This is a genomic window from Nocardiopsis yanglingensis, from assembly GCF_045809185.1.
Lineage (GTDB): Bacteria > Pseudomonadota > Gammaproteobacteria > Xanthomonadales > Xanthomonadaceae > Stenotrophomonas > Stenotrophomonas yanglingensis.
In genome coordinates this window covers 326392-339493 of sequence record NZ_JBJNRH010000001.1, presented here as the reverse complement: position 1 = coordinate 339493, position 13102 = coordinate 326392, and the positions used below count along the sequence as shown (strand labels likewise).

Here is a 13102-nt window from a genome sequence, read left to right as displayed (position 1 = left end):
GTCGGCACCCACCCCGACCAATGGGTCGGCACCCACAACAGTAGATCCACGCCATGCGTGGATAGGGCGAACCAAGGTTCGCCCCCACCAACTGGGTCAGGCCGGTACGCCGGCCACCTTCGCGAACGCATTGCGGAACGCGGCCATCTCCTCTTCGGTGCCAACGGTCACGCGCACGCGCTGCGGCCAGATCGGCCAGCTTCGCCCTATCACCACGCCGTTGTCGGCCATTGCCTTGGCAAACGCGCTGCCGTCGCGTTGCACGTCGACCACGAAGCAGTTCGCTTCCGACGGCAGGCAGCTGAAACCACGCTTGCCGAGCCATGCGATGGTCGCCTGCCGGACCTTGGCATTCTGCAGGCGGCGCTGCGGAATCAACTGCGGATCGTGCAGGCTGGCCAGTGCCGCCGCCAGCGCCGGAACCGGCAGCGGGTTGTCGCCCAGGCTGGCCAGTTCGCGCAGACGCTCGGGATGTGCGGCCGCTACGCCCAGGCGCAGGCCGGCCATGCCATAAAGCTTGGAGAATGTGCGCAGCACGATCAGGTCATCGCGCTGCGCCACCTGCGCGATCAGGCTCGGCTGTTCGCTGTACTGCAGGTAGGCCTCGTCCAACAGCACGCGTGTGGACGTGGGCTTGTGGGCCAGTAGCCAGGCGAGCTCATCCGGTGGGCTGATTGATCCGGTCGGGTTGTTCGGGTTGCACACGTACAGCAATCCGGTCGGGCGTGCGTGTGCGGCGGCGACCATCGCGCGCAGGTCATGTGCGCCGTCGTCGCGCAGTGGCACTTTCTGCACGTGCGCACCGTGTGCAATGGCGACCTCTCCCAGCGTCTCGAAGGTCGGGTCGGCCACCACCAGTCCCGCCTGTGGGCCGGTCCATAGCACAGCGGCACGGTTCAGCGGTTCGCTGGAACCCGGATAGAGCCGTACGTGATCGGCCGGAATGCGTGCCTGTTCGATGAAGGCGTCGCGCACCTGTCCGGCCAGTGCGAAACGGTAGCGGCCGCAGCTGGCGATGCTGTCGCGCGCGGCCTGCTGGGCAGCGGGCGAGGGGCCGTACGGGCATTCGTTGAAGTTCAGTAGTACGGCGCCTTCGGCAGGGGGCGCGGCGACGGCGACCGCGGGTTGGGCCTGGCCGAGCTGCGGCAGGCCGCTGCTGGCGACGGCGAGGCCGGCACCGGCCAGTTGCAGGAAGCGTCGACGGGAGGCGGGCAGGGTCACGGGTGGGGTTCCGAGGGGTAACCGTCGCACGCTAGCGCTGGTGGAGGTGGGCGGCAAGCTGCTTTTGTAGAGTCGAACCGTGCTCGACTGTAGATGTGCCAACCAAGGTTGGCACCTACCAGAGCGGGGGAGTAGTTGGCACCTACCAGGGCGGGGGGAGTGGTTGGCACCTACCAGGGCGGGGGAGTGGTTGGCGCCTGCCAGAGCGAGGGAGGACCCGTCGAGCTTGGCTCGACTCTACAAAAGGCGGTGGCGTTACAGGGGCTGACAGCCGGGCGCGGTAGAATCCCCGGCCATCCCAGAACCACCGGATCCCGATGAGCCCCAGCCCCGCCGAACGCGCCGAAGACCTTCGCCGGCAGATCGCCCAGGCCAACCGCGCCTATCACGAGCTGGACGCGCCGGAGATCCCTGACGTCGACTACGACCGGATGGTGCGCGAGCTGGAAGCGCTGGAGCGCGAGCACCCGGAACTGGCCCGTGCCGACAGCCCGACCCAGCAGGTCGGTGCGCGCCCCTCCGGCCGCTTTCCGGAAGTGCGCCATGCGGTGCCGATGCTGTCGCTGTCCAATGCCTTCAGCGATGAAGAAGTGGCCGATTTCGTGCGCCGCATCGATGAGCGCCTGGGCCGTCGCAGCCTGCAGTTCTCGGCCGAGCCGAAGATGGACGGCCTGGCGATCAGCCTGCGCTACGAGGATGGTCATTTCGTGCTCGGCGCGACCCGTGGCGATGGCAGTACCGGCGAGGACGTGACCGCGAACCTGCGCGAGATCGGTGACATTCCCAAGCGCCTGCACGGCAAGGACTGGCCGGATGTGCTGGAGGTGCGCGGCGAGGTGTACATGGCCCGCGCCGACTTCGAGGCCTACAACGAACGTGCGCGGCTGCAGGGCGGCAAGGTGCTGGCCAACCCGCGCAACGCTGCGGCCGGTTCGCTGCGCCAGCTCGACCCGAAGATCAGTGCGCAGCGCAGGCTGAGTTTCTTCGCTTACGGCACTGGCGAAGTGCAGGGCGGCGAGCTGCCGGACACCCATTCGGGCACCCTGGCCCAGCTCGGTGCCTGGGGCTTCCCGGTCAGTGAGTTGTGCAAGGTGGTGGAAGGCACCGACGGCCTGCTGGGCTACTACCGCGACATCGGTGAGCGCCGCGATGGCCTGCCGTTCGATATCGATGGCGTGGTCTACAAGCTGGATGACCGTGCGGGTCAGCAGGCGATGGGCTTCGTTTCGCGCGCGCCGCGCTGGGCTATTGCGCACAAGTTCCCGGCGCAGGAACAGAGCACCACGGTGGAGGCGATCGAGATCCAGATCGGCCGCACCGGTGCCGCCACCCCGGTCGCGCGACTGGCGCCGGTGGCGGTGGCAGGTGTGATCGTGTCCAACGCCACGCTGCACAACGCCGACCAGATCGCGCGCCTGGATGTGCGCGTGGGCGACAGCGTGATCGTGCGCCGCGCCGGTGACGTGATTCCGGAAGTGGTCAGCGTCATCCTCGACCGCCGCCCGCAGGGCACCACGCCGTGGCAGATGCCGACGCGCTGCCCGGTGTGCGGCTCGGAAATCGTGCGCGAGGAAGGTGCAGCCGCATGGCGCTGCTCGGGCGAGCTGTCCTGCCCGGCGCAGCGCAAGGAGGCCATTGCCCATTTCGCTTCGCGTCGTGCAATGGATATCGACGGCCTCGGCGACAAGTACATCGAAACCCTGGTCGATGCCGGCATCGTCAAGAGCGTGGCCGACCTGTACCGGCTCAACCGCGACCAACTGCTGCACCTGAAGCTGGTGCTGGATGCCGAAAACCCTTCTGCACTGGCCGCTGCGCTGAAGCTGCATCTGCCCGCTGAAGGCAGTGGTGCGGTGCTCAATGCGGTGCTCAAGCTGGATGGCAACGATCCGGGCTGGCGCGCACAGGCGCTGGCACAGCCGGCCAGCTTCGAATGGAACACGAAGAAGATCGCCACCAAGTGGGCCGACAACCTGATCGCGGCGATCGACGCCAGCCGTGCGGCCACGCTGGAGCGTTTGCTGTTCGCGCTCGGCATCGAACATGTGGGCGAGAGCACAGCCAAGGCGCTGGCGCAGTGGTTCGGTGACCTGGAGCTGATCCGCCATCTGCCGTGGCCGTTGTTCAAGCGTGTGCCGGACATCGGTGGCGAAGTGGCGCGTTCGCTTGGTCACTTCTTCGAGCAGCAGGGCAACCAGCAGGCCATCGATGACCTGCTGCAGGTCGGGCAGGTGCGCATCAGTGATGTGCATGCGCCCAGCGCCAAGCTGCGCGAGGGCCTGGATCTGGCGCAGCTGCTGGTCGAGTCGGAGATCCCTGGCATCACCCGCCTGCGTGCGGAGAAGCTGGTGGCTGTGTTGCCGGGCGCTCAGGCGGTGCTGGATGCAGAGCATGGCCAGTTCGTCAACGCGGGCCTGCCGGACGACACCGCGCGCGGTCTGGCTGCGTGGCTGGACGCCGAAGGCCATGGCGCGATGCTGCTGGCGGCAGAAAAGGCGATGCAGCAGATCCTGACCAAGGCGCCGGCGCTGGCCGAGATCGTGGCCGGCCCGCTGGATGGGCAGACCGTGGTGCTGACCGGCACCCTGGCCCAGCTCACCCGCGATGCCGCCAAGGAGCGCCTGGAAGCGCTGGGTGCCAAGGTCTCCGGCAGCGTGTCGAAGAAGACCAGTTTCGTGGTGGCCGGTACCGAGGCCGGCTCCAAGCTGGACAAGGCGCAATCGCTGGGTGTACCGGTGTGGGACGAAGACCGCCTGCTGGCCTACCTTGCCGAACACGAATGATGACCCCGCCGGGTGCCTCGCGCCCGGCATGAAACACAAGGGAACACCGATGCAGACCGCCCCGCTGGATTTCCGCCTGGCTACCCGTGCCGACGAAGAACTGTTGATCGCATTGATGCGCGAGTTCTATGCCGAAGACAGGATCGACTTCGACGACGCGCGCGTGCGTCGCGGCGTGGATGCGCTGCTGGCCGACCCACGCAACGGCGAAGTGCTGTTGTGGCTGGACGAGGCGGGCGAGGTGGTCGGTTACGCAGTGATCGCGATGGGCTTCAGCCTGGAGCAGGGCGGCCACTTCATGCTGCTGGACGAGCTGTACCTGAGCCACCGCGCGCGCGGCCGCGGCCGCGGCAAGCAGGCGCTGGCCATCTGCGAGCAGCGCGCTCGCGGGCGAGGCGTCAGCCGCCTGCGCCTGGAAGTGAACCATCACAACGAACTGGCCCGCCGCCTGTACCTGGCCAGCGGTTACATCGATGACACCCGCGATCTGCTGACCCTGCCGCTGGACCACCCGCGACCGGAGGGCATCCTGTGAGCGAGGCCCTGCTGCGCGCGCTGCAGCAGCGTGCCGCGCTCAATGCGCTGGTACGCCGCTTCTTCGCCGAGCGCGACGTGCTGGAGGTGGAAACGCCGATCCTGTCGGTGGCAGGCAACACCGAGCCGAACATCGACAGCTTCCATACCGATTTCACCGGGCATGTCGATGCCGGTGGCCGTCGCCGTTGGTTGCGCACCTCGCCGGAGTACCCGCTCAAGCGATTGCTGGCGGCAGGTGTGGGCGACTGCTACGAGCTGGGCCGGGTGTTCCGCAATGGCGAAGCGGGTGGTCGCCACAACCCCGAATTCACCATGCTGGAGTGGTACCGGGTCGGCTGGGACCACCACCGGCTGGTGCAGGAGACCGCCGAGCTGGTCGGCCAGGCGCTGGCCCTGGTCGGGCGCAGTGCGACCCTGCGCGTGCTGAGCTACCGCGAACTGTTCCAGCAGCATGTGGGCGTGGACCCGTTCGAGGCTGACGAAGCCGCGCTGCGCGCCGCGCTTGGCGACGTGCACATCGACCCGGTCGGGCTGACCCGCGACGATTGGCTGGATCTGCTGATGACCCACCACATCCAGCCGCACTTCGATGACGCGGTGATGACCGTGGTCCACGATTGGCCGGCCAGCCAGGCGGCGCTGGCCCGCATCCGGGCCGGCACGCCGCCGCTGGCCGAGCGTTTCGAGCTGTATCTGGGCGCGGTGGAACTGGCCAACGGCTATCACGAACTGAACGATGCGCAGGAGCAGCGCACGCGCTTCCAGCGTGACCTGCAGCGCCGCCACGAACGCGGCCAGGTGCAGCCGGCGCTGGACGAGGCACTGCTGGCTGCACTCCCATCGATGCCGGCGTGCGCGGGCGTGGCGGTGGGTGTCGATCGGCTGCTGATGGCGATGAACCGCACGCCACGCATCGCCGACGTGCTGGCCTATGACTTCGCCCACGCCTGATCTTCAGGGTTTTCTGAATATCGAAGACTGAACGGATTGCCGCATTTCCGTGCTTGCTTCGGTAAGCAGGATGATGCTCTTATCACGGCAGATGCGGGACACTGGCATCGGAATTCGTCCACTCCTGTTGGGGAAGGCATTGGTCAAGTGGTTTGCGGTCGTCGCGGCTCCGGTCTACTCCATCGCGTTGTGGGGGGCCTGGCTGCCGTCGTCGGCGTCTGCCCAGCAGGTGGGTTATGACGGCGAAGTGGTGACCTGCGAATCGCGCGACATGGGCTGGGTGCATTGCGATATCGATGTCAGCAATGGCATCGACCTTGTGCGCCAGCTTTCCAACAGCAGCTGCATCCGTGGCAGCGAGTGGGGCACCGACCGCAGTGGCGTCTGGGTCACACTGGGTTGCCGCGCCGAATTCCGCGCGCGCCGCGCCGCGGGGGCGGCTCCGGCAGCGAATGAAGGCAAACGCCTGGTCCGCCGCGTGGTGCGCTGCGAATCCAATGGTCGTCCGCAGAGCTGTCCGGTGCGCCTGGACGGCGCGCCGGTACGTTTGTTGCGGCAGCTGTCGGCACTGCCGTGCCGGGAAGGGCAGGGTTGGGGCTACAAGCGCAACGAAGTGTGGACCAGCCGCGGTTGCCAGGGGGATTTCGAAGTGGCTGACGAGGACGGCCGTTTTGTTGACGTGCCACGCCGTCTGACCTGCGAGTCGAAGTCGAAGAAGCGCCGCTTCTGTGGCGCGAGCATTTCGGTCGGCGCCGTCGTCACCGAACAGTTGTCCAGCACACCGTGCGAGGAAGGCAACACCTGGGGCTGGAACCGTAACGGGATCTGGGTGGATGGCGGCTGCCGCGCCGAATTCTCGGTGAATTGAGTCCGGGCAGGCTCCAACCACGTGGGGCGTGGCCCTACAATGGGCCCATGAACACTGCCTCCGACATCGACTACGCCCGTTACGACCACATCCGCCCGATCCTCTGGACCGGCGATGCCCTGCAACTGCTGGACCAGCGCAAGCTGCCGTTCGTGGTCGAGCATGTGGTCTGCCATGACAGTGACGAGGTTGCCGCCGCCATCCACGCGTTGACCGTGCGTGGTGCACCGGCGATTGGCATTGCCGCAGCCTGGGGCGTGGTGCTGGCCGCACGTGACGTACAGGCCGCAGACGGTGCGCACGCGCTGCAGCAGCTGGAACCGGCGCTGCAGCGCCTGAACGCGTCGCGTCCGACCGCCGTCAACCTGGCCTGGGCGCTGGCACGCATGCGTCGCTGCCTGAACGCCGCCGGCGCCGACTGGAAGGCCCTGCTGGAAGCGGAAGCGCAGGCCATCGCCGAGGAAGACCTGGCCGCCAACCGCCACATGGGTGCGCTGGGCGCGGGCCTGATCGAGGCCGGCAGCGGTGTGCTGACCCACTGCAACACCGGCTCGCTGGCCACCGCCGGCTTCGGCACCGCACTGGGCGTCATCCGTGCCGGCATGGCCCAGCACCGCATCGCCCGCGTGTTCGCCGGCGAGACCCGTCCATGGCTGCAGGGTGCACGTCTGACCGTATGGGAACTGCAGCAGGATGGCATCGACGCCACCCTGATCGCCGATTCCGCCGCCTCGCACCTGATGAAGACCGGTGCGGTGCAGTGGGTGATCGTCGGTGCAGACCGCATCTGCGCCAACGGCGATACCGCCAACAAGATCGGCACCTACCAGCTGGCCATCGCCGCCCGCCACCACGGTGTCAGGTTCATGGTGGTGGCGCCGTCCTCGACCGTGGACATGGAGACCGTGGATGGCAGCCAGATCGAGATCGAGCAGCGTGATCCGGGCGAACTCTACGGCGTGGGCGGTACCCGCACCGTGGCCGAAGGCATTGCCGCCTGGAACCCGGTGTTCGACGTGACCCCGGGTGAGCTGATCGACGCCATCGTGACCGAGCGTGGGGTGATCCTGAACCCGACCACCGAGAACATGCGCGCCGCCTTCGGCGGTTGAGGCACAGGGGAAGGGGCAGCGTGACCTCCGCCCCGGTAGTGCCGGCCGCTGGCCGGCAACCCCCTAAGTTCCTGATTTGTGCCGGTAAAATCTCCGTAAAGGGAGGCGGGAAACGGCCTGTTGTGGTAGTATCCACAGGTTGAATCGAGGTTCCGGCGCGACCCCCTCCCGCAGAGGGCTGCGCCGGACTGGACCGCTACCAGACAACGGAACCCGAATGGCAGAAAACGCCAAGGAAATCATCCAGGTCAACCTGGAAGACGAGATGCGCAAGAGCTACCTCGATTACGCCATGAGCGTGATCGTGGGCCGCGCGCTCCCGGATGCGCGCGACGGCCTCAAGCCGGTGCATCGCCGCGTGCTGTTCGCGATGAACGAGTTGAACGCGCACAGCAACAAGCCCTACTTCAAGTCGGCGCGTATCGTCGGTGACGTCATCGGTAAGTACCACCCGCATGGCGATCAGTCGGTGTACGACACGCTGGTGCGCCTGGCACAGCCGTTCTCGCTGCGCTACATGCTGGTCGATGGCCAGGGTAACTTCGGCTCGATCGATGGCGACTCCGCCGCGGCGATGCGATACACCGAAGCGCGCATGTCGCGCCTCGCGCATGAGCTGATGGCCGACATCGACAAGGAAACCGTCGATTTCCAGCCCAACTACGATGAGAAGGAGCTGGAGCCGACGGTCATGCCGACCCGGTTCCCGAACCTGCTGGTCAACGGTTCGGCTGGTATCGCGGTGGGCATGGCCACCAACATCCCGCCGCACAACCTGAGCGAATCGATCAACGCCTGCATCGCGCTGATCGACAACCCGGAAATCGATGTCGACGGCCTGATGGAATACATCCCGGGCCCGGATTTCCCGACCGCCGGCATCATCAATGGCACCGCCGGCATCGTCGCTGGCTACCGCACCGGCCGTGGCCGCGTGCGTATCCGTGCCCGTGCCGATATCGAAGTGGCCGACAACGGCCGCGAATCGATCATCGTCACTGAAATTCCTTACCAGGTGAACAAGGCGCGTCTGATCGAAAAGATCGCCGAACTGGTCAAGGAAAAGAAGATCGAAGGCATCAGCGAGCTGCGCGATGAGTCCGACAAGGACGGCATGCGCATCTACATCGAGATCAAGCGCGGTGAATCTGCCGAGGTTGTGCTGAACAACCTGTACCAGCAGACGCAGATGGAATCGGTGTTCGGCATCAACATGGTGGCGCTGGTCGATGGCCGCCCGCAGTTGATGAACCTCAAGCAGATGCTGGAGGCCTTCGTCCGCCACCGTCGCGAAGTGGTCACCCGCCGCACCGTGTTCGAGCTGCGCAAGGCGCGCGCCCGTGCCCACGTGCTGGAAGGCCTGACCGTCGCGCTGGCCAACATCGACGAGATGATCGAACTGATCAAGACCTCGCCGAACCCGAACGAAGCCCGCGAGCGCATGCTGGCGCGCGTGTGGGAGCCGGGCCTGGTCGGTGCGATGCTGGGTGCCGCCGGTGCCGAAGCCTCGCGTCCGGAAGACCTGCCCAAGGGTGTGGGCCTGATCGAGGGCGGCTACCAGCTGACCGAGATCCAGGCCACCCAGATCCTGGAAATGCGTCTGCACCGCCTGACCGGGCTGGAACAGGACCGCCTGACCGACGAGTACAAGCAGCTGCTGGAAGTGATCGCCGGGCTGATCCACATCCTGGAAGATCCCGACCGCCTGCTGCAGGTGATCCGCGAGGAGCTGGTCAACGTCAAGGCCGAGTTCGGCGACGAGCGTCGTACCGAAATCCGCCACAGCGAAGAAGATCTGGACATCCTCGACCTGATCGCGCCGGAAGACGTGGTGGTCACCGTGTCGCATGCCGGTTACGTGAAGCGGCAGCCGGTGAGCGTGTACCGCGCACAGCGCCGTGGTGGCCGTGGCCGCAGTGCGGCGGCGACCAAGGAAGAGGATTTCATCGAACAGCTGTGGCTGGTCAACACGCACGACACGCTGCTGACCTTCACCAGTTCGGGCAAGGTGTTCTGGCTGCCGGTCTACCAGCTGCCCGAAGCCGGTTCCAACGCCCGCGGCCGTCCGATCATCAACTGGATCCCGCTGGAACCGGGCGAACGCGTGCAGGCCGTGCTGCCGGTGCGCGAGTACGCCGATGGCCAGTTCGTGTTCTTCGCCACCAAGAACGGTACGGTCAAGAAGACCCCGCTGGGCGAATTCGCCTTCCGTCTGGCGCGCGGCAAGATCGCGATCAACCTGGACGAGGGCGATGCCCTGGTCGGCGTCGGCCTGACCGACGGCGAGCGCGACATCCTGCTGTTCGCCTCCAACGGCAAGACCGTGCGCTTCGGCGAGGACAAGGTCCGCTCGATGGGCCGTACCGCAACCGGCGTGCGTGGCATCAAGATGCCGGCCGGCGAGGAAGTGGTCAGCCTGATCGTGGCCGAGAGTGCCGGTGGCATCGAGGACGAGAACGAGGACGACAACGGTGTCGAGGAAGCCGCCAGCAATGGTGATGCGGTGATCGACGGTGCCGATGACGCCAGCGTGCAGTACATCCTCACCGCCACCGAGAACGGCTACGGCAAGCGCACCCCGCTGCCGGACTACCCGCGCAAGGGCCGTGGCACGCAGGGCGTGATCGGCATCCAGACCACCGAGCGCAACGGCAAGCTGGTCGCCGCGGTGCTGATGGGCTCCAGCGACGAAGTCCTGCTGATCTCCGATGGCGGCACCCTGGTGCGCACGCGTGGCTCGGAAATCAGCCGCGTCGGCCGCAACACCCAGGGCGTGACCCTGATCCGCCTGTCCAAGGACGAGAAGCTGCAGGCGGTGGAGCGCATGGATGCCTCGATCGATGAGGACGAGGAGGAGGTGGCTGCCGCTGCCCCGGCCACGACCGACGGCGCACCGGCTGCTGCCAGCAGCGAGGACGCCGCTCAGGAGTGATCCTGCCGCGAGCCTGAGGTACCCGACGACGCCGGCCCAGTGCCGGCGTCGTCGTATCCGGATGCCGCACATACGCGCGCGCTTCACGCAGGCGGTGGGATAACGGCGCATGCTGCCCCCGGAGATCAACGATGTCCGCCACGCCGCAGTCCGCTCCTGCTCCCGTCCGCGCCTCCCGGCATCCTCTTGTCACCGTGCTGTCGCTGCTGCTGGTCGTGCTCGGCCTGGTCATCGGCGGCCTGGGTGCGTGGCTGCTCAGTCTCGGTGGCTCGGCCTACTATGCGATTGCCGGCCTCGGCCTGCTGGCCAGCGGCCTCCTGTTGTTCGGCAATCGCCGCAGCGGCGCGCTGCTGTACGCGCTGGTGTTCATCGGCACGCTGCTGTGGACCTGGTGGGAGTCGGGCAGCGACTACTGGCGCTGGGTGCCGCGGCTCGGGTTGGTGACCGCGCTCGGCATCGTGCTGGCGCTGCTGGCGCCGACGCTGCGCGAGCCGGTTTCAAAACGCCTGTCGCGCAGCGTGGCGGGCGTGCTGATGCTGGTGTTCGTGGCCGCCTTCGGTCTGGCTTTCGCCCCGCATGGTGAAATGGACGGGCACCTGCCATTCCCGGAAGGTGCAGTCAGCGCCGGACTGGAGCCTACGCGCGATACCACGGGCCTGCAGCCGGCCGACCAGCCCGCGGATGGCGACTGGCCTGCGTGGGGACGCAGCAATGCGGGCACCCGCTATTCGCCGCTGCAGCAGATCACCCCGGCTAATGTCGCCACGTTGCAACCGGCCTGGCAGTTCCGTACCGGCGATATGCCGAAGAAGCGCTGGGGCGCCGAAACCACGCCGCTGAAGATCGGCGACCGCCTGTACCTGTGCACCGCACGCAACCGCCTGATCGCGCTTGATGCCGCCAGCGGCAAGGAACTGTGGCGGTTCGATCCGAAGGTGAAGGACGCCTCGATTCCCTATACCGCTGCCTGTCGTGGTGTGAGCTATTACGAGCAGCCCAGCACGCCGGTTCTTGCCGATGCCACGCTGGCCGATGCCGCGGCCGATCTGGCGTTGCCCGAACCGCCGCCCAGCGTCACCCGCAGCGCTGCACCGGGCAGTCGTCCGACGTGCTGGGCGCGCATCATCGAAGGGACGCTGGACGGCCGCATCATCGCGGTGGACGCGGACAGCGGCCGTCCCTGCGCGAATTTCGGCAACAACGGCCAGGTCGACATCACCCTGGGCATGGGCGAGGTACCACCGGGCTACGTGTCGATCAACTCGCCGCCGGCCATCGTGCGCGGCGTGATCGTGACGGGGCATCAGGTGCTGGACGGGCAGCGCCGCGATGCGCCCTCGGGCGTGATCCAGGCCTACGATGCCATCACCGGCAAGCTGCGCTGGGCATGGGACATGGACCAGCCCGAGCGCAGCGGCCTGCCGCCGCGCGAGCAGACCTATACGCGCGGCACGCCCAACATGTGGACCACAGCCACCGGTGATGAGGCGCTGGGCCTGGTCTACCTGCCGCTGGGCAATTCCGCGGGCGACTACTGGAGCGGCTCGCGCACGGAGAACCAGAACCGCTATTCGACGTCACTGGTAGCGATCGACGTGGCCACCGGCAAGCCGGTCTGGCATTTCCAGGCGGTGCGCAAGGATGTGTGGGACTACGACCTGGGTTCGCAGGCCAGCCTGATCGACTACCCGACGGCGGCGGGCAAGGTGCCGGCGATCCTGCTGCCGACCAAGCAGGGCGACATGTACATCCTCGATCGCCGCAACGGCCAGCTTTTGACCGCCGCCGAAGAGCGCAAGGTACCGGTCGGCGGCGTCGAACCCGAGCAGCGTTCTCCCACCCAGCTGTTTTCGCTGTACCACACGCTGCGCCGCGAACATGACCTGACCGAGCGCGACATGTGGGGCATCACCCCCATCGACCAGCTGGTCTGCCGCATCCAGTTCCGCAAGGCGTACTACGAAGGCTTCTACACGCCGCCGAGCAGTGACCGCCACTCCATCGAGTACCCGGGCTACAACGGCGGCTCGGACTGGGGCAGCGTGTCCATCGATACGCGCCGCGGCGTGATCGTGGCCAACTACAACGACATGCCCAACTACAACCGGCTGGTGCCACGTGCCGAGGCTGATCGCCTGGGCTGGCTGCCGCGCGAAAAGATCCGGTTCGACAAGGGCGGTGCAGAAGGCGCGGGCGACCCGCAGGTGGGCACGCCGTATGGCATCCAGGTCAACGCTGGCTGGCGGCTGCCGTTCACCGGGCTGCTGTGCAAGCAGCCGCCCTATGGCGGTATCCGTGCCATCGACCTGCGCACCGGCAAGCTGCTGTGGGACCGTCCGTTCGGCAGTGCGCGCGGCAACGGACCGTTCGGCATCCGTTCCGGCCTGCCGATCGAGATCGGCACGCCGAACAATGGTGGTTCGGTAGTCACCGCCAGCGGCCTGATCTTCATCGCCGCCGCCACCGATGACCTGCTGCGTGCCATCGACCTGAAGACCGGCAAGGAACTGTGGCACGCCAAGCTGCCTGCCGGCGGCCAGGCCAACCCGATGGTGTACGAGCAGGGTGGGCGCCAGTACGTGGTGATCATGGCTGGCGGCCACCATTTCATGGAAACCCCGAACGGCGATTACGTGATGGCGTTTGCGTTGCCGAGGTAACCGCAACGGGGGCGGTGGGCCGCCCCCGTTGCATGACG

The 13102-nt window shown here is 67.0% G+C and carries 8 protein-coding genes; 7 read left to right on the top strand and 1 reads right to left on the bottom strand.

What is annotated here, in order from left to right:
* Positions 1-96 precede the first annotated feature (96 nt).
* Positions 97-1221, bottom strand: coding sequence for a pyridoxal phosphate-dependent aminotransferase (locus tag ACJ7C5_RS01600; protein ID WP_412702890.1), 1125 nt, complete (start codon positions 1219-1221; stop codon positions 97-99).
* A gap of 317 nt (positions 1222-1538) precedes the next feature.
* Between ACJ7C5_RS01600 and ligA the strand changes: the two genes are divergently transcribed.
* The 7 genes from ligA to ACJ7C5_RS01565 all read left to right on the top strand — a co-directional run bounded on the left by ligA (position 1539) and on the right by ACJ7C5_RS01565 (position 13064).
* Positions 1539-4004, top strand: a complete 2466-nt coding sequence (ligA, locus tag ACJ7C5_RS01595; RefSeq protein WP_412702889.1) for an NAD-dependent DNA ligase LigA — start codon at positions 1539-1541, stop codon at positions 4002-4004.
* A gap of 49 nt (positions 4005-4053) precedes the next feature.
* Complete coding sequence (locus tag ACJ7C5_RS01590) at positions 4054-4539, top strand: GNAT family N-acetyltransferase (RefSeq protein ID WP_010480482.1); 486 nt, start codon at positions 4054-4056, stop codon at positions 4537-4539.
* Positions 4536-5492 carry an EF-P lysine aminoacylase EpmA gene (gene epmA, locus ACJ7C5_RS01585; protein ID WP_412702888.1) on the top strand — a complete coding sequence of 319 codons (957 nt, stop codon included), beginning with the start codon at positions 4536-4538 and terminating at the stop codon, positions 5490-5492. Before ACJ7C5_RS01590 ends, epmA begins: the two co-directional genes overlap by 4 nt.
* Positions 5493-5631: 139 nt before the next feature.
* Positions 5632-6360, top strand: a complete 729-nt coding sequence (locus ACJ7C5_RS01580) for a DUF3011 domain-containing protein (protein WP_097049548.1) — start codon at positions 5632-5634, stop codon at positions 6358-6360.
* A gap of 47 nt (positions 6361-6407) precedes the next feature.
* A complete protein-coding gene (gene mtnA, locus ACJ7C5_RS01575) occupies positions 6408-7472 on the top strand; it encodes an S-methyl-5-thioribose-1-phosphate isomerase (protein ID WP_125428421.1) in 1065 nt (354 codons plus the stop codon).
* Positions 7473-7689: 217 nt separating this feature from the next.
* The gene (gene gyrA, locus ACJ7C5_RS01570) at positions 7690-10404 is read left to right on the top strand and encodes a DNA gyrase subunit A (RefSeq protein ID WP_412702887.1); all 2715 of its coding nucleotides are present in this window, start codon (positions 7690-7692) and stop codon (positions 10402-10404) included.
* 131 nt (positions 10405-10535) lie between these two features.
* Positions 10536-13064 (top strand): membrane-bound PQQ-dependent dehydrogenase, glucose/quinate/shikimate family, encoded by a 2529-nt coding sequence (locus ACJ7C5_RS01565; protein WP_412702886.1) that lies wholly within the window; start codon positions 10536-10538, stop codon positions 13062-13064.
* Positions 13065-13102: the final 38 nt, after the last annotated feature.

Bases quoted from the DNA above. Each gene is read 5' to 3' on its own strand.
- ACJ7C5_RS01565 (WP_412702886.1), top strand. From the start codon at position 10,536: ATGTCCGCCACGCCGCAGTCCGCTCCTGCTCCCGTCCGCGCCTCCCGG.
- ACJ7C5_RS01590 (WP_010480482.1), top strand. From the start codon at position 4,054: ATGCAGACCGCCCCGCTGGATTTCCGCCTGGCTACCCGTGCCGACGAA.
- gyrA (WP_412702887.1), top strand. From the start codon at position 7,690: ATGGCAGAAAACGCCAAGGAAATCATCCAGGTCAACCTGGAAGACGAG.
- ligA (WP_412702889.1), top strand. From the start codon at position 1,539: ATGAGCCCCAGCCCCGCCGAACGCGCCGAAGACCTTCGCCGGCAGATC.
- mtnA (WP_125428421.1), top strand. From the start codon at position 6,408: ATGAACACTGCCTCCGACATCGACTACGCCCGTTACGACCACATCCGC.